This window comes from Anabaena sp. AL09, assembly GCF_001672255.1.
In the GTDB taxonomy this organism is placed as follows: domain Bacteria; phylum Cyanobacteriota; class Cyanobacteriia; order Cyanobacteriales; family Nostocaceae; genus Dolichospermum; species Dolichospermum lemmermannii.
This window is the reverse complement of record NZ_LJOQ01000094.1, coordinates 1-17766: the sequence shown is the minus strand read 5'-3', so window position 1 is coordinate 17766 and position 17766 is coordinate 1. Positions and strand designations below refer to the sequence as shown.

The following is a 17766-nucleotide window of genomic DNA, read 5'->3' as shown; positions in this document are numbered from 1 at the left end:
TGTTACTCTCTCCGTGCTGTCTATTATCTATTTACAGCTTATACTGAGAGAGCTTTTTTACAACTTGTCCGACTTTTCAAACACCCTCTTACACCAATAGCAAGAGCGCAATCTTGATTAGCAACGATTCTAAAATCCAGACCGCCTAAGCTACTCTCCATTGGTATTCGCATACCAAAATGAGGTAGTCTTGTTCTTCTATCTTCACCTTCTAGTTTGCACATGAAAATGTGATTAACAGTTGGGCTTTAACCTGTTGCCACAGGGCTTCTAATTCTTCTAAACTATAATCTGTCAACGGACGTTCAATCACATCCTCCATTTTTTGTAATCGTTGAATAAATCGCTGACTTGTCCCTTGTAAACCCGCACTAGGATCAAGTTTATGCCATCTGGCAATTTGAATAATGGCAAATAGTAAATCACCTAATTCTGATTCTTGTCTTTCTTTGGTTTCTTCAGCTAAAGCCTGTTGAAATTCCCCTAACTCTTCCTGGAATTTTCCCCAAACTTCATCTACATTATTCCACTCAAAACCAACTTTAGCAGCTTTTTCAGAGATCTTCATGGCCGCATTTAAGGGCGGAAGACTGCGACGATAACGATTCAATTTATCACTGAGTTTTTGCTCTTCTACAGTTTCTCCTTTTTCTGCTGCTTTAATCGTTTCCCAATTTTTGTGTACCTCTTCCATACTTGCCACAGTCACATCAGCAAATACATGAGGATGACGACGTATTAACTTTTGAGAAATACCCTCAGCGATTTCTTGCAGAGAAAAATCACCCGCTTCACTGGCAATTTGCGCCTGTAATACTACTTGTAATAATAAATCACCTAATTCTTCAGCGATCGCTTTTTTATCCCCAGTTTGAATTGCATCTACCACCTCATAAGCCTCCTCAATCACGTAAGGAGTCAGGCTTGACGGGGTTTGTGCCAAATCCCAAGGACAACCTTGAGGTGATCTCAATTTTGCTACTACATTTATTAACTCTTGTAATGCCTCTAAAGTCTGATTAACTTCCATATTTTTACCGCTTTTTTGCACTGCGACGACTGGGGCTAACTTTACGTTTCTTAATTTTGCCACGGGGAAGTAAACCTTGAATACCCTGTTTTTGAAAGCGCTTATAACCAGAAACAGTCCAATCACTACAAGAATGGCTCATTGCACCGAGTTCACAACCGACAAAGAGGGCAAAAAATTCTCCATAATATATATAGATGGTCTTCCCCACAGTTCCCCACAGTTCCCCCCAATTCCAAGCCACATTTCCCAACTTGGTGAAAATCATCACCAGCACAATGGCCACCAATGCTAAAAAAGTTGTCAGATACACCACCCTTAATGTTGTACCAATAATCGGACCGTGAGATAAAAAAGACCGATGGCGCAGACTTTTTTGATAAGGTAGCCAAATCCATCGCAGAAAACCCCAACGCTGAAATTGACGGGAGTAAATATCCAAATCGGGACCAAACATCAGCCCCCCAAACATAAACCCACCCGCCACCAACAAAGTCATATTACTGCTGTGAGTGGAAACCAGCGTTATACTCGCCACTACAGGCATAGACCAAATAGTAATGCGATCATGCGTTTGACCAGAGGGCATCTTAGAAAATTAAAAGTTCAAAATTAAAAATTAAAAATTTTAGTCCTGAGTTAGTATAGCTCAATACCGTTTAAATCAGGCTTTCCCAGCCCTAAAAAAAGTTTAGCAAAAGACTTGCAAAATTTGGCAAGGCTATGCTATATTGATTGAGTGAAAGAAACGGGCGGTTAGCTCAGTTGGTAGAGCGCCTGCCTTACAAGCAGGATGTCATCAGTTCGAGTCTGGTACTGCCCATTTAAAATCGAAATTCTCTTTGCATAGCAGTTTACAACTAGTTGTAAACTGCTAAAACATTTTTTGGCTAAATTTTTAATTACATTAATCTTAACCCACCTTCGCTAACTTCCCACTGGAAACCCGCACAGGTGGGTTTTTTCATGGCTGCTGTCACAGACACTGCTCCATCAATTTCAGATAAGCAAGCCTTATCATTAGCATAAATTATTTTTTTGTCAAGTTTTATTGACACTTTGTAACAATCTTGTTATATTAATTTACATAAAGTAATAAACAAAAGAAAAAACCATTATGTATACCACAACTAACGAAACAGGCATCCTTAATAACTACTCCAAAGAACCCAAGCTTTACTACGCAGAATTTCCCACCAAAGAGCAACAAAGCAAATATGCTTTTCAAGGTACAGTAGCAGTTTTATTTGTTACCTCTATAATTTTAATTGCTTTAGGGGTTAGCTAAAATTTTCAGCTTAGGTATTTGTATCTAATCGTCATTTAAATTTTCTCTCAATCAACCCTGGTCAGTTTCGCCAGGGTTTTTTATTGCTGAATTTGAATACTAATGAATTGAAAAAGCAGATTTCGCCACCTTTTTTAATTTCGAGTTTAATTTTAATAAATTTATTTTTCCTCACTAATTTTTGGGGGAATGAGATAAATTATCCCGGAAACAATTGTTAAGATTACAGATATCCAAAAGGCAATTAAAACCGGAGTTTGCCAAGTTGGAGATAAGGGGGAAATTAGTAGAGATATGGCGATGATTTGACTAACCGTTTTCAGTTTACCCCAAATATTTGCACCAGTAATAGTAGTTTGATTAACTCGCCAACCTGCGATCGCTAATTCCCGTGCTAAAATTATAAACACTGCCCAAGCTGGAATTTTTCCCAATTCTACCAATACTAACAATGGTGCAAGTACCAATAATTTATCTACTAAAGGATCAAGAAACTTACCTAACTCGCTAATTTGGTTAAGTTTTCTGGCTAAATATCCATCTAACCAATCAGTTAACGCTGCAATTAAAAATATTGTCAAACATATCCACTTTGCTTGATTTGTGGGATTGTATAAACCGTAAAGTAAAAAAGGTATTCCTAGCAGTCGAGAAAAAGTAATCCAATTAGGTAGAGTCATGACAATTTAAAATTTAATAATTCACTGAGTCTTCCACACCCACTTATTTAGGTTGCTATTATATAAGAATTATAATAGACATCTCCAGTAGAGACGTTCCATGTAACGTCTCCAAAAGGGTTCTATCCATAGAGGATTATTGACATTGCAGCATCTCTGTAATTTGTTCTACTAATGTAAAAGGTTCAAATGGTTTGCTAATTATCCCTTTAACTCCTAAGCTGCGATATAGTTCTATATCTGAACTTTGGACTTTAGCAGTCATAAAAATTACTGGAATTTCTTGGGTCTTAGGTTCACTTTGCAATAAACCAAATAAAGTTATCCCATTCATATCTGGCATCATTACATCTAAAAGGATGAGATCCGGTTTTTGTGTTTGTGCTAAAGTTAAACCTTTTTTCGCACTATTAGCTATCAACACTTGCCATGATCCAAATTCTTCCAGACAAGTGGAAATAAGAAATCCCACATCATCATTATCATCTATTACTAAAATATGTTTTTCTGTCATTTTTTTATTGAACTCTAAAATAAATTATGATTCATCAATTTAAAGGTTGTTTGAAAAGCTTAAATTTATCCTTCACTTTTATCTTTTTTACCTGTCACCTGTTACCTGCTTAGGAATAGAAAAATAAAAAGTGCTACCTTGTCCTACAACACTTTCTGCCCAAATTTTGCCCCCATGCTGTTTAATAATAGTATCACAAATAGCTAAACCTAAACCTGTTCCTCCTTTTTGTCCGGAGTCACTAGTATCTACTTGTTGAAACTTACCAAAAATTGTTTCTATTTTATCGCTAGGAATACCCCTCCCTTGATCTTGAATTTTAAATAAATGGCTATCTGGCGTTTCTTTCACAGTGATTTTGATGGTAGTGTGAGGGGGAGAAAATTTAAAGGCATTACTGATTAAGTTAACAAGAGTTTGCAAAATTCTGTCTTCATCTATCCACAATTGCACAGAATTACCTAATATTTGCAAAGAAATATTCTCTTCTTTGGCTAATGTTTGGATAGAGTCTACAGCCTGGTGTATTAATGTCATCGCATCGCAGGATTTTTTATTCAGGATAAATTTGCTGGTTTCTAGTCGTTCTAAATCAAGAATGTCATTTAATAACCTTGTTAAACGTTCGGCATTACTAGCAGCAATATCTAATATTTTCTGCATTTTTTCTGGGTTATTTCTGATGCCACTAGTAGTTAGTAATCCTAAAGAACCACGAATAGATGTTAATGGAGTTCGTAATTCATGACTAACTATGGAAATGAACTCACTTTTCATTTTTTCCATTAATCGATTATCTGTAATATCTTCGATAGTGCCGACATATCCCACAAATTCATTAAGATCAGAAAACATGGGAACAGAAATCAGCCGACAAATCCGAACAGTTTTATCTTCATGGACAAAACGTATTTCTGTAGCGAGTTGCTGATGTGTTGATACTCCCTCATTCCACTGAGGTAAAAATACTTCTAAATCATCAAGGTGAATAAAATTGATCCAGCCTTCTCCTAATGATTGTTCTAGGGTAAAACCACAAATTTTCTGACAGCTAGGATTGTTATAGATCATTCTTCCTTGGGTATCTGTTTGAAAAATACCTACAGGTGCAAATTCATTGAGAGAACGAAATAAGTTTTCACTATGTCGCAAAGCAGTTTCAATTTTTTGACGTTCTTGTAGTTCTTGTTCTAATTGTTGGTATAGTTCTGATTGTTGAATGGCAATGCCTACTTGTGTTGCTAATTTTTGCAGGAAATCAATTTCCCAAGGTTGCCACTGTCTTGATGTCGTACATTGATTGGCAATTAATAGCCCCCATAATTTTTGTCCCTGCATAATAGGAACTGACAATTTGGCTTTGATTTGAAATTTCGCTAGTAAATCACGATCACATTCAGATAGATCGGCTGTATAAATATCTGCTATGGCTAGAAAGCCTCCTTGTGTGTATCTCCTGACGGTATTTTCCATCAAGTAAGTATTTTCAACGCCGGCATTTAACGCAGGAGTCCAAGCATCATCAACAGATTCCACCACTACATATCCACTGTAGTCTCTGTAGTCTGGCTGAAAACGATAAATAAATACTCGGTCTGCTTGCATAAATTCCCGAACTTCATGTACAGCAGTGTTGAGGATTTGATCCAGATGCAAACTTTGACGAATACGTAAGGCGATCGCCATCACCAGTCTTTCCTGTTCTATTTGCCGTTGTAATGCTGCTTGATAATTTTCTAGGTCAACAGTTCGGTTTTTAACTTCTGCCAATATATGAATAGGTTCTTGATCACAGTTGCTTAAATCTATTGGTGTATTTACTTGTAAAAAATTGATTTCGTTCATACATAACTCGCATGGTAAACGATAAAAAGGTAAGCCAAATTATTAGAAATAAATTCAAACAAAGCCCTGCTGAATTAAAATCTGAAGCAGATGATTGGCTAAATTTGCCATTCAAATATATACGTTTATTATAATAAAAATTTCTAATGATTAACCCTCTAATTCTATCTATCTATCTATCTATCTATCTATAGATAAAATTACTTTTACTCTCTATCTTTAGTCTTGTAAAAATATCTGAACTCTCTAACTAAGGTACTTCCAAGCAATAAATTAAAAACGTTAGCGAAGCGTGGCGTTAGCCATACCACAGAGGACACAGAGAGAGGAGAAATAGTAGGTTGGGTTGTTTGCATTAGGGTTGCGAAGTAATGGAACGAAACCCAACATTTATTTTTTACTTAGAATCTTTCTACATCTGGGAATTTTTGAATAGATGCTTTAGCTGCTTCTCCACAAGTGCGAGGTGTGGGGAAAATCTTGCCAGGATTTGCCAAACCTTGGGGATTAAATACCTGTCTTACCCATTGCATAGTTTCTAAATCAGCTTCACTGAACATATCTGGCATATAGCATTTCTTATCAGCACCAATACCATGTTCACCGGAAATACTTCCACCTACTCTTACACATAGCCTGAGAATTTCTCCTCCCAATTCTTCGACTTTTTCCAATTCTCCATGTACAGAATTATCAAATAAAATTAATGGATGTAAATTACCATCTCCAGCATGAAAAACATTAGCAATGGGATAACCATATTTATGACTTAATCTTTCAATTTCCTGGAGAACATAAGGTAATTGAGTTCGAGGAATTACCCCATCTTGCACATAATAATCTGGGCTAATATGTCCCGCAGCCGCAAAAGCTGCTTTTCTACCTTTCCATAATTTTAATCTAGTTTCTGGGTCACTAGCACTAGTAACATCTCGCGCCCCATTCTTTTTGCAAATTTCTATAACTCGCTGTTTATTGGCAGAAACTTCTACTTCTAAACCATCAATTTCTACTAATAAAATAGCTGTGGCATCACGGGGATAACAATTAGTGGCAACAACATCTTCTACAGCATTGATACTAATATTATCCATCATTTCCATGCCACCGGGAATAATCCCCGCGCTGATAATATCAGAAACGGTGGCAGCGGCAGCATCTACGCTGGTAAAATCTGCTAGTAAGACACAAATAGATTCCGCACTCTTGAGAATCTTCAGGGTGATTTCTGTAGCAATTCCTAATGTTCCTTCTGAACCCACAAATACCCCAGGTAAATCATAACCTGGGGTTTCGGGAATTTGTCCGCCAACATCAACTATTTCACCGTTAGGAAGCACAAGTTTTAAGCCCAAAACATGATTTGTTGTCACACCATATTTTAAACAATGGACTCCTCCAGAATTTTCGGCAATATTGCCACCAATGGAACAAATAATTTGACTAGAAGGGTCAGGTGCAAAATAAAAACCAGCACCACTAACTGCTTGTGTCACCCAACTATTAATTACTCCTGGTTGCACTACAGCCCGTTGATTTTCTAAATCAATACTGAGGATTTGTCGCATTAAAGAAGTGACAATCAAAACGGAATTTTCTGTTGGTAAAGCCCCACCAGATAAACCTGTTCCTGAACCTCTAGCAATAAATGGAACGGAATATTGATTGCAAATTTTGACAATTTCTGATACTTGTTCTGTGCTTCGGGGTAATACTGCAACTGGGGGACGTTGTTTATAGCTGGTTAAACCGTCACATTCATAGGTGAGAAGTTCTTCTTTGCGTTGAACTACGCCTTTTTCACCAACTACAGCGACAAATTTTTTGATAATAGGTTTCCAGTTGATTTCTTTTTTATTTTTGGTAAGCATGGATTTTTGACGATTAACTGTAGATGTTTATTTTTACTTTAATGCTACTGGTGTTGAAAAACTCAAAATCTCAAACTTTGCGCCTTTGCCCCTTTGTGTCTTTGCGCGAAACATAATTTATGTTACCAATAGATATCTCCAAAATAAGTCTGCATTGATTATTAACAGGTGATGTACAATCGGATATGGTATTATACTAAACCTTATTGATTTTGATAACGCAGCTTTAGCCATACTTGTTTTTTATGAATTTTCGTAATGAGTTTAAATTGTTACTTCGCGCTCGTTATCCGTTGATTTATATTCCCACTTATGAGGAAGAACGGGTAGAAGCGGCGATTCGGGAAGAGGCGATAAATCAAGGTAATCGTCCGGTGTATACTTGGGATTTTGTGGACGGTTATCAAGGAAGTCCTAATGATGTGGGGTTTGGTAAACGTAACCCGTTACAGGCTTTGGAGTTTGTGGAAAAGTTGACTGCTGCTGCACCTGCGGTGTTGATTTTACGAGATTATCATAGATTTTTGGATGATGTGGCGATCGCTCGTAAACTTCGTAATTTAGCCAAACTGCTGAAATCACAACCGAAAAATATTGTCCTATTATCCCCTCGCGTCGCTATTCCTGACGATTTGACGGAAGTGCTGACGGTGGTTGAGTTTCCCCTACCTAACGCCTCGGAAATCAAAATGGAGGTGGAACGGTTGTTACAAGCCACCGGGAATCCGCCTGTTGGCAAGTTTTTGGATGATTTGGTGCGTTCTTGTCAAGGGTTGTCTATGGAAAGAATCCGCCGGGTATTGGCGCGAGGAATCGCCACTCATGGACAATTAGAACCGGAAGATGTAGATTTAGTTTTGGCAGAAAAGCGGCAAACTATCCGCCAAACCCAAATTCTTGATTTTTACCCCGCCACTGAGGAAATTACTGATATTGGTGGTTTGGATAATTTGAAAGATTGGTTAATTCGGCGTGGGGGTTCGTTTAGCGAAAAAGCCCGACAATATGGTTTACCTTATCCCCGTGGGTTAATGTTGGTGGGAATTCAAGGAACTGGTAAATCTTTAACGGCCAAAGCGATCGCTCACCATTGGCATTTACCTCTGTTACGATTAGACGTAGGGCGGTTATTTGGTGGTTTGGTGGGTGAGTCAGAATCCCGCACCCGGCAAATGATTCAAGTCGCAGAAGCGCTCGCTCCCTGTATACTTTGGATTGATGAAATTGACAAAGCTTTTTCGGGTTTGGGTAGCAAAGGTGATGCAGGAACTACCAGCCGGGTATTTGGGACTTTTATCAATTGGTTAGCGGAAAAAACTTCTCCTGTATTTGTTGTGGCTACTGCTAATGATATTCAGGCGTTACCACCAGAAATGTTAAGAAAAGGGCGATTTGATGAAATTTTCTTTGTCGGTTTACCCAGCCAAGAAGAAAGAAAAGCCATTTTCAATGTGCATTTATCCCGATTGCGTCCCCATAATTTGAACAGCTATGAAATCGAAAGATTAGCCTACGAAACTCCCGATTTTTCCGGTGCAGAAATTGAACAAACGTTAATTGAAGCCATGCACATTGGCTTTAGTCAAAACCGTGATTTCACCACTGATGATATTTTAGAGGCTGCTAGTCAAATTATCCCCTTGGCACGAACTGCCCTCGAACAGATTCAAAAACTCCAAGAATGGGCAGCATCCGGTAGGGCGCGTCTAGCCTCAAAATACAGTCCTTTAAGCGATCGCATTCAACGTCAATTCTAGGAGTCAGGAGTCAGGAGGAAGAAAAGAAAGAAGGAAGAAGGAAGAAGGAAGAAGAAAGCAGAAAAAAACTAACCAATTACCAATTACCAATTACCAATTACCAATTCCCTACTATATGCTTACAAACTTACTTAAAGTTATACTCGGTTTTATTTTAGCGATCGCAGTTTTATTAGGTACTGGCTTAACAGTTGCCCTATATTTTGTTAACCGTACCGCAGTAACTCCTCCCAAGCCACTCTATGCTAACGATAATCCTTCTAAACAAATTAAAAAGCCCAAAGCCACTCCCAAATCTCAACCGCAAAAACCAGCTACTCCCAACCCCACATCTAGCCCTACAGCTACTCCCACTCCCACACCCACAGAATCACCCAAAGCATTGCCACCAGATGCTTACGAAGGAACTGTTACTTGGGCGCAAGGACTAAGTATGCGAGCAGAACCAGATGCGAATTCTCCCACTACCGCAGGGGTTGGGGGTAATAAAAAAGTAATTATTTTAGAAGAAAGTGCCGATAAAAAATGGCAAAAAATTCGCATTGCTGATACCGATAAAGAAGGTTGGGTAAAAGCAGGTAATATTCAACGTTCCCCGTAAATAGGTGAGCATTAAAAATTATCCTATTTATGCTGATAAAATAGTCTGTTTTAACCGACTTTAGCTTTTAGACAGGGAATTTATTCCCTGGCTGGAAGGGAAATCAATACCGCGTTTAATTTGTTCGCGTTCAATAGCTTGAAATAAAGCCAGAAAATTACCTTCTCCAAAACCTTGGGCAAAAGAACGACGTTCAATAAACTCAAAGAAAAAAGTTGGTTTTGAAAAAATTGGTTGACTGAAAATTTGCAATAATAACTGACCTGGGTGAGAATTTTCATGCCAGTCTACCAGAATTTCCTGATGAGATATAGCTTGTAATTCTTCAGTTGACAGAGAAAATTTATATCGTTGTTGTAGCTGGGAATAGTAACTTTGGGGAACAGAAAGAAAAGATAAACCAGCAGCCCGAAATCGAGAAATTGCATTCACAAGATCAGGTATTAATAAAGCAATATGTTGAATACCTGCCCCTCGATTTACATCCAAAAACTCCTGAATTTGCGAACTAGGCGCAGCCGGTTCATTAATTGGTAATTGAATATTACCATGAGGTGAAATCATTACCTGACTATGCAAACCAGAACGATCAGTTTTAATATTAAAAGTTTGTTGAGGTTGAAAATCAAATATTTTTTGATACCAATTAACAGCAGTTTCTAATTCACCAACTCCCACATTCAAAACTAGATGATCAATCGCCGTAATAGAATCATGTAAAATATTTTCGTTATCTGCTATTTTTGCGGTATTTTTAGTAATTAACGTATGATTTAAACTCCCCCAAGCAGCAATTTTGGCATACTGACAAAATCCAGCATCTTCAACAGGTTGGAGAATCCTGGCCCCATTACTTATAGCCCTTGCTGTCAAAGCTTCCACATCATCAACTACAAAGGCTATATCAGCCACACCGGGAGGATGTTGACGCAAAAACTCAGCCACCGGGCTAGTCGCTAAAATCGCAGAAGAAAGTAAAAAGTAGACAGATCCACTTTTCACCACTTCTGTCCGAGTATGTAACGATTTTTGATGATGAGAAAGACTTGGAAAAAAGCCATCATTTACTGTTTGAAAACCAAGACAATAAACAAACCAATCTCGCCACCTTTGGGCATCTTCGACATAAAAGTGAACGTGATCAATTTGCAGCATAATTTATTTTAAATCCAGTATTTACAAAAAAAGGGAACAGGGAACAGGGAACAGGGAACAGATAAGAAACACTCATTTGCAGCAGTTTAGAGCTTCTGTCCAAAAAAACAGTGTCATTATTTCAATCTCATGTTTAACTCAAACATGAGTTTTTCCTGTTAGAAAGTTGCCCGTTCCCTGTTCCCTCTGAATCTATGACATACTAAAAAAATAAATGACTCTCAGGTTGAATATTAATTTCCATGGGTATAGCCTGGGGTTCGGCAGATAAAGCATAAAAAATAGCATTTGCCGCAGTTTCACAACTCAGCATTTTACTCCGATCTACTTTTAAATTTACCTTATCCCAAAAAGAAGAATCTATCCCCCCAAAGTAAAAAAGCGTAATTTTCACCCCAAAGCGTTTCAGTTCTTCCGCTATACATTTACTAAAACCCACCACACCGAACTTAGACGCAGAATAAGCCGCAGCCATAGGCATTGAATGTTTACCAAGAATACCGACAACATTACAAATATGACCAGATTTCCGTTTTTGCATCTCCTTCGCTGCGGCTTGAGTGGTGTAAAAACAGCCTTTTAAATTCAAATCCAGCATTGCATCTAAATCTGCCGATTCAATGGTGTTGTAGGCTTTGAGAATACCCGCTCCGGCTGCATTTACCAAAACATCAATTTGTCCAAACTGAGCTATTGTCCTTTGAATTAATGCGTCTACCTGTTGAGGTTGAGTAATATCAGTAGGAACTGTCAGCACCTCTCCTGATAACTCATTAGCTAATGCTGCTAAACTTTCCCCGTCTCTAGCTACAAGTACCAACCTCGCACCAGTGGAGGATAACTGACGAGTTAAGGTAGAACCAATACCACCAGTAGCACCGACAATGACAATAACTTTATCTTCTAGCATCATAATATTTACATTTCTTTACAGACTATATTTATAGTACAGTCTATCTCGGTATTCTGGGTTTAATCCTCTCAATCAAATTAATTATCCAAATCCAACAAATCATAGTCCAGATTTTTTCACACCCACTTCCCATTTTTTACCGACTTGCTGAATTTGCAAAGAATGACAAGAATGGAGAAATTTAGCAAAACTACCCCCAATCTTTAATTGTTTGATTTGTTCAGTTATTGGTTTACCATATTGCTGATAAAATTTACTTGCCAAAATACTAATATCAACAGATTTCTGATTATCTACCTTGCTTAAATTAGTCAAAATATTCTTGATTGCTTGCTCTAAATCTGCGGGAGAATTAATAGGAGATAATACTTTTGATGTCAGAATTTCCTGTTGTGAATTATCCTGAGTATTTTCTGATTTCGATTGATGATGTTCAAAAAGGGTGACATATAATTCAGATTTCTCATCAATTTGATGAACTACAATCTCAGATGGATAGTGAATAAATACGTCTTTGGCTTGCTTACCGGGAAAGTGATGAGCAATAATTTGGCTAATGGTTAATTGATGTTTGCTTTTAAATAATTTAGACAGAATCGAAAGCTTAATCCAATAACTTTTAGTTTGTTTCTGTTGTAATTTAATCAAACCCTTCATTTGCAAAATAAACTGCTCTATAGATGGTATCTCTGGCAAAGGTTTAAGAGAATAATTAATAGTTTCACTTGTTAAACTATTGAATACTTTAATATTTTCTCCATGCTGAGTAACTTGATAAACTAATATCCCATTTTGTTGTAATGTATTACATAAGTTTGTCATTACCTTATCTGACGAACAAACAAACACCTCCTTCACATGAGGATAGCGTTCATGAATAGAAGAACCAACCGCAATCATTTTACCATCAGCATTATCTCTACCAGCAGGAACATGAATTAAATCATAGCCACGTTCATGTAATTCTACATCCAACTTTCCGCGATTTGACCAATTAGCAAAAGCAATTTTAACTTGTACAGGACAATGACAAATTGTACTTAAAAACTTTTCTGTATTCGTGTTTAGTTGCAGGTTTTCTGCATCTAAAAGCAAAATAGTTATACTAGCAGATTGTCGTTGGAGTAAATGGTTAGTATTTACATCAATATTTTCTGGATTTAGCTGCTCAACAGCAGATATTAAATCCGGTAGTATTTGTGAATCAAAAGCTGCGGGAACAAGCACCGCTTTAAGTGATGATTGCAGTCTTTGTAATAATTCATCCCAGCTTTGAGTTTGACTGAGTATGGCTGTGAATTTTGTACTTAAAGCCGATTTATTTGTAGATATTTGCCAGTTAATAGTTCGATATTTTGCAATCAAGAATTCTGGTTGCTGTTTTTGAATAGCAATAATTGATTGACAAATCTCGACAGAGATTTTTTGTAATAAGGCAGAATCATGATAGGACATAGCTTACAGCGTACAGTAGAGCATCCTGAGTATGAAGCCTCAAGTCTGAAAATATATTTTCCAGAACTCAACCTTCAGTAACTTCTATAACTTTAACTGTTACCTTACCTTGTGCCAACTGAATCACTAAATTTTCTCCTATAGTTAATTCTGATACAGAACGAGGAATTACACCATTTTCTGTTATCACCACTGCATAGCCACGCTCTAAAACGGACTTGATATCAATACTAGCCAATTTTTGTCGTAACATTTCTAAGTGTTGGCCGGCCTGTTGTAATTTTCCCGTTGTTACCTGTAATAATTGCCGATGTTTCCAAGATAACTTGTCTCTTTCCTGTTCTACTTGTCTATCTAACCGCAATTGACGCAACCGATGTTTTAATCCTTGAAGTTGCTTTTCCCTAGCTGCTAATGATGAATTTACGGCTGTACACAAGCCTGTAATTCGCTGTTGGTGTTGAATTTGCAAATCAGCCAATGCAGGTACTACGGTTTCCGCTGCGGCTGTTGGTGTATGTACGCATAAATCGGCAACCAAATCAGTTAAGGGTTCATCCCTTTCATGTCCGATACCAGTAATAACGGGAATTGGACAATTAGCAACAGCCATAACCACTCTTTCATCATTAAAACAAGCTAATTCCTCAACAGCACCACCACCTCTTGATAAAATTAATACTTCTGCACGACCATCTTTTTTGACCCGTTCAATGGCTTTGACGATAGATGCTGGTGCTTGTTCACCTTGTACTGTTGCGGGAGAAAATAAGATGTGTAAGCCGGGATATCTATGTTTAAGGGTTTTTTGAATATCACCCCAAGCGGCTGCTGTTGGGGACGTAATAACGGCGATAATTTGCGGATGTGAGGGAAAGTATCTTTTTCTCTCTGTATCAAATAGTCCCTCAGCCTGTAAGCGATTTTTCAGTTGTTGATAGCGTAATGCCTGTAAACCTACACCCGCAGGTAGGGCTTGCCACACTGTTAATTGATACTCTCCCCGTTGCGGGTAAATACGAATACTGCCTAAAATAATTAACTGTTCACCAGGAACTGGCATTTGTGCTAATTTTGCTACTTGACTTTTCCAAGCCACGCACTTAATCGCGGCTGTACTATCAGTATCTCTTAATGTAAAAAATAACCCACTCTGGTGATGATTTGTGCTGGAAACTTCTCCAGTTACCCACACTTGTCTGAGAATTTCATCTTGTTCTAAGAGTAATTTTAGATAGTCGGTTAAACCAGCTACGGAAAGGGCGGTATTAGGAAAGTCAAAGGTCATAGCAGTAGGTGGATATGAGGTGACATATTGTGAATATTTTTGTTAAAAATCTGATGTTGACTTTAATTCTTCCATGCTTTTGATAACTTCTACCAATTTCTGAATATGTCCTAACTCATGCGCTTTTGCTTAACCCAACCTAAAAAAATAGCTCATGTATTGGAATACTAATCAAAGTGTTGACGTAATCAATTCCCAGATTTTCACTTTTTTAATCAGTATTTTGTTGTAACCAGTTTTCTAAATCAGCCATAGCAGAAAAATCAAAGATACTTTCTCCTAATGTTTCTAATTGAGAAATTGATAACTGGCGGATTTGTGATGCAATTGCTATATCTAAATTACCAAACCGCTTTGATAATAAACGAATAATTAAATTAGCTTCACCTTGTTGTTCACCTTGCTGTAAACCTTGTTTGAGGATTTCGTTATACCAGGGTGATTCTCTTAATACTGTCATATCCCACCTCATGATTTGTTGAACTATTGGTATTTCTAGGACAAAGGATGCAAAAAACGATAATAAGGGTTCTAAATCGCTTAACTTTTCATTTTCTCGCAGTTTAATTACTGCTTCTCTGACAATTGCTTCTTCTCCACCTCCTTTGAGAATGGGTATAAATGGTAATAAAGTTGTTAAGTTTTGCTGAAATACTAAACTAGCTTCAATTTCCCAGAGATTAATTACCCGATATTCTTGATAACTCTTCATTCCCATAAACTCCTGTTCATAGAAGTTGGGAATGTTGGGTGTTTTGACATGGGGTAAAATATTGATAAGTACGGGATATATGGGTAATTTATAACGTTCCCGTGCTAAAGCAATATAAGCCGTCATTCTCAGAGGCATTATCTCGTTATAACGCAATTGTAGCTCATTGAGAATTAAAAATTCACCCACTGGATTTTCGGCTTTAATCAGTACGTCGTTATCGCGGCTAATCCATTGAAATTCTGAGGAAATAAACTCTTTCACCCGAATATCTTTTCTTTGTGTTACCCATTGTACCCAATTATCGGGGGCGAGACTGATTAAGCGTTTACTACCAATATCTACTTTTTTGGTCATGGATTGATGATTGGAAAATGAAAAAAATTAGGGGAGAGTTCTTAATTGAGTTAGTATTATTGTATCATAAAGGTCTAATGCCTTGATTTGTGCAGATCATTGATAATTTCCCTCACGCTTTGAGAATCGGGATATTGAACACGCTGACGATAAAACTTTATATACTGATATAAGAAAATACTGATTTATGACAAGACAACCGCACGACCAACTTGCTAAAGAATATCTAGAAGAATTGTTAGCACCTTTAGGAGAGGTCAAAACCAGTAAAGATGTAAAAAGCGAAGTTCAGGAAATAGATGTTTGGTTTGTTCCGACAACAACAGTTATAAATTCTGAATTAGGATTATTAGGAAAAATGGCGGTTACAAGCTGTCTTTTTGAACCTTACCGTAATGCACCTAATGAGATAGAAATTAGAAGTTGTTTGTTAAAATTGTATAGTGTTCAGGGTGAATTGTTAAGACAAGCGAAAAGAGAAAAACGTTCTATCTCTGAAGAAGAATTACCCTTTCTATGGATTTTAACACCAACTTGTTCTGAAAGAATCTTGGAAGGGTTTGGAGCAAAAACAAAGGAGGGATGGGAAAAAGGAGTTTATTTTCTGCCAAAATACCAGAAAGCGGCTATTGTTGCTATTAACCAATTACCCATAATAGAGGATACACTATGGTTAAGGGCAATGGGAAAAGGCAAAACTCAAACTGAAGCTATCAGCAAAGTTGTTGAACTTTCACGAGAGAATGATAAATTGAATAAACTGGTAGAAATTTTCGCATCTTGGCAGAAAAATTTAGAATTGAATAGTGATGTTAATGATGAAGAAGTAAGGGAGTTAATTATGAGTTTATCACCAGCGTATCTAAAACAACGGGAAGAATGGAAACAAGAGGGACTTGAAGAAGGAAGACAGGAAGGACAACAAGACGGACAGCGTTTGATGGTCGAGAGTTTGTTAGCGGTGCGTTTTGGTAATTTAGATGAGGAGTTATTTGCTATTATCAGTCAGTTGATGGAACTTTCTCTCACAGAAAGAAATCAGTTATTACTTAATCTTTCCCGTGAGGAATTATTAGCTAGGTTTAAAGTTGATTGAACTCAGGTTTTATTGGGAACTTCAATTAGTCAAAAATTGTAGGTTAGGTTAAGTGACAGCGCAACCTAACCAAATTATTAAAATGTTGGGTTTTGTTACTTCAACCCAACCTTGTATCCCTCATCAAAAATTGGATGGATAAGGATAGTCAAAATGTGATTATAATTATCAATGTAATTACTCACCTGTATCTATGAGTCAGTGTCTTAACCCCGACTGTCTACAGCAAAATCCACAGAAGACGATATTCTGTCAACGTTGTGGGAGTAAACTGGTATTGCAAGAACGGTATCGTGGTGTGCGGGTTATTGGAGAAGGTGGCTTTGGGAGAACGTTTTTAGCAGTAGACGAACAAAGATTAGATACTCCCTGTGTGATTAAGCAATTTTTACCGCAACAATCGGGAAGTGGGGCTTTAGAAAAAGCGACGGAGTTATTTAAACAAGAAGCTGTTCGACTGCGAGATTTAGGGAAACATTCACATATTCCAGATTTACTCGCATTCTTTCCCCAAGAAGGAAGATTATATTTAATTCAGGAATTTCTCGAAGGTAAAAATCTGTTAGATGAATTGGAAGAAAAAGGAAAATTCAGCGAATCGGAAGTTAAACAGATATTAGTTGAATTATTACCTATTTTACAATTTGTTCATGATAACAAAGTTATTCATAGAGATATTAAACCAGAAAATATTATTAGAAGTTCTCAAACTGGTGCTTTATTCCTAATTGATTTTGGAGTTTCTAAGGAAGTTGGGGGAAGTGTTCTGACTAGAGTGGGGACAATTACGGGAACGCTGGGATATGCACCACCGGAACAAATGCGCGGGAAGGTTTTTCCGAATAGTGATCTTTATAGTTTAGCTGTAACTTGTATTCGTTTATTAACGGGATATTTTCAAAAAGATGATGGTGATGATTTAATATTTGATTCTATGAGAATGCAGTGGATATGGAAACAATATGTTTCTGTGAGTCAGGAGTTAGAAATTGTTTTAGATAAGATGTTGCAGGATTTACCGATTAATCGTTTTCAGTCTGCAAATGAGGTTTTATCAGAATTAGAAAAACAGGAAGTTACAACATCAGCACAAGTACAAAATTTTTCTATTTCTTTAGAGGGTGTTTGAAAAGTCGGACAAGTTGTAAAAAAGCTCTCTCAGTATAAGCTGTAAGCTTCCTCTTGCTCAAAAAACGTTGGGTGG

17 protein-coding genes and 1 tRNA gene are annotated in these 17766 nt (G+C 37.3%); 6 read left to right on the top strand and 12 right to left on the bottom strand.

Annotated features, from left to right (window positions below; all coding sequences use genetic code 11):
- Window positions 1-211: 211 nt before the first annotated feature.
- Together mazG and AN490_RS19335 are read right to left on the bottom strand one after the other, a co-directional pair.
- Window positions 212-1030, bottom strand: a complete 819-nt coding sequence (gene mazG, locus AN490_RS19340) for a nucleoside triphosphate pyrophosphohydrolase (protein ID WP_300006520.1) — start codon at window positions 1028-1030, stop codon at window positions 212-214.
- A 4-nt stretch (window positions 1031-1034) separates the two neighbouring features.
- Window positions 1035-1619, bottom strand: a complete 585-nt coding sequence (locus AN490_RS19335; RefSeq protein ID WP_300006519.1) for a metal-binding protein — start codon at window positions 1617-1619, stop codon at window positions 1035-1037.
- Window positions 1620-1780: 161 nt separating this feature from the next.
- Here AN490_RS19335 and AN490_RS19330 point away from each other — a divergent pair.
- A tRNA-Val gene (locus tag AN490_RS19330) sits at window positions 1781-1853 on the top strand.
- Between the two features lie 79 nt (window positions 1854-1932).
- Here AN490_RS19330 and AN490_RS19325 read toward each other — a convergent pair.
- Window positions 1933-2088 carry a hypothetical protein gene (locus tag AN490_RS19325; protein WP_300006518.1) on the bottom strand — a complete coding sequence of 52 codons (156 nt, stop codon included), beginning with the start codon at window positions 2086-2088 and terminating at the stop codon, window positions 1933-1935.
- 59 nt (window positions 2089-2147) lie between these two features.
- Here AN490_RS19325 and AN490_RS19320 point away from each other — a divergent pair, with 59 nt between their 5' ends.
- Complete coding sequence (locus AN490_RS19320) at window positions 2148-2318, top strand: ssl1498 family light-harvesting-like protein (RefSeq protein WP_300006517.1); 171 nt, start codon at window positions 2148-2150, stop codon at window positions 2316-2318.
- Between the two features lie 161 nt (window positions 2319-2479).
- Here the strand turns inward: AN490_RS19320 and pgsA are convergent, their stop codons facing one another.
- The 4 genes from pgsA to glcD all read right to left on the bottom strand — a co-directional run bounded on the left by pgsA (window position 2480) and on the right by glcD (window position 7228).
- Complete coding sequence (gene pgsA, locus AN490_RS19315; protein WP_168632212.1) at window positions 2480-2998, bottom strand: CDP-diacylglycerol--glycerol-3-phosphate 3-phosphatidyltransferase; 519 nt, start codon at window positions 2996-2998, stop codon at window positions 2480-2482.
- A gap of 136 nt (window positions 2999-3134) precedes the next feature.
- Complete coding sequence (locus tag AN490_RS19310; protein ID WP_300006516.1) at window positions 3135-3512, bottom strand: response regulator; 378 nt, start codon at window positions 3510-3512, stop codon at window positions 3135-3137.
- A gap of 87 nt (window positions 3513-3599) precedes the next feature.
- Window positions 3600-5357: an ATP-binding protein gene (locus AN490_RS19305; protein WP_300006515.1), complete on the bottom strand. Its 1758-nt coding sequence runs from the start codon at window positions 5355-5357 to the stop codon at window positions 3600-3602.
- A 401-nt stretch (window positions 5358-5758) separates the two neighbouring features.
- Window positions 5759-7228, bottom strand: coding sequence for a glycolate oxidase subunit GlcD (gene glcD, locus AN490_RS19300; RefSeq protein ID WP_300006514.1), 1470 nt, complete (start codon window positions 7226-7228; stop codon window positions 5759-5761).
- Between the two features lie 245 nt (window positions 7229-7473).
- Here glcD and AN490_RS19295 point away from each other — a divergent pair, with 245 nt between their 5' ends.
- Together AN490_RS19295 and AN490_RS19290 are read left to right on the top strand one after the other, a co-directional pair.
- The gene (locus tag AN490_RS19295) at window positions 7474-8985 is read left to right on the top strand and encodes an AAA family ATPase (RefSeq protein WP_300006513.1); all 1512 of its coding nucleotides are present in this window, start codon (window positions 7474-7476) and stop codon (window positions 8983-8985) included.
- 115 nt (window positions 8986-9100) lie between these two features.
- Window positions 9101-9586: an SH3 domain-containing protein gene (locus tag AN490_RS19290; RefSeq protein ID WP_300006512.1), complete on the top strand. Its 486-nt coding sequence runs from the start codon at window positions 9101-9103 to the stop codon at window positions 9584-9586.
- Window positions 9587-9646: 60 nt separating this feature from the next.
- Here the strand turns inward: AN490_RS19290 and hppD are convergent, their stop codons facing one another.
- From hppD to AN490_RS19265, 5 genes are all read right to left on the bottom strand, one after another.
- Window positions 9647-10741, bottom strand: coding sequence for a 4-hydroxyphenylpyruvate dioxygenase (gene hppD / locus AN490_RS19285; protein WP_300006511.1), 1095 nt, complete (start codon window positions 10739-10741; stop codon window positions 9647-9649).
- A gap of 202 nt (window positions 10742-10943) precedes the next feature.
- The gene (locus tag AN490_RS19280) at window positions 10944-11654 is read right to left on the bottom strand and encodes an SDR family NAD(P)-dependent oxidoreductase (RefSeq protein ID WP_210967694.1); all 711 of its coding nucleotides are present in this window, start codon (window positions 11652-11654) and stop codon (window positions 10944-10946) included.
- 99 nt (window positions 11655-11753) lie between these two features.
- Window positions 11754-13109 (bottom strand): NYN domain-containing protein, encoded by a 1356-nt coding sequence (locus tag AN490_RS19275; protein ID WP_300006510.1) that lies wholly within the window; start codon window positions 13107-13109, stop codon window positions 11754-11756.
- Between the two features lie 67 nt (window positions 13110-13176).
- Window positions 13177-14397, bottom strand: coding sequence for an exodeoxyribonuclease VII large subunit (gene xseA, locus AN490_RS19270; protein ID WP_300006509.1), 1221 nt, complete (start codon window positions 14395-14397; stop codon window positions 13177-13179).
- 211 nt (window positions 14398-14608) lie between these two features.
- Complete coding sequence (locus tag AN490_RS19265; RefSeq protein WP_300006508.1) at window positions 14609-15466, bottom strand: DUF4351 domain-containing protein; 858 nt, start codon at window positions 15464-15466, stop codon at window positions 14609-14611.
- Between the two features lie 187 nt (window positions 15467-15653).
- Here AN490_RS19265 and AN490_RS19260 point away from each other — a divergent pair, with 187 nt between their 5' ends.
- A complete protein-coding gene (locus AN490_RS19260; RefSeq protein WP_300006507.1) occupies window positions 15654-16562 on the top strand; it encodes a hypothetical protein in 909 nt (302 codons plus the stop codon).
- Window positions 16563-16755: 193 nt separating this feature from the next.
- Window positions 16756-17691: a serine/threonine-protein kinase gene (locus tag AN490_RS19255; RefSeq protein ID WP_300006506.1), complete on the top strand. Its 936-nt coding sequence runs from the start codon at window positions 16756-16758 to the stop codon at window positions 17689-17691.
- The last annotated feature ends 75 nt before the right edge of the window (window positions 17692-17766 follow it).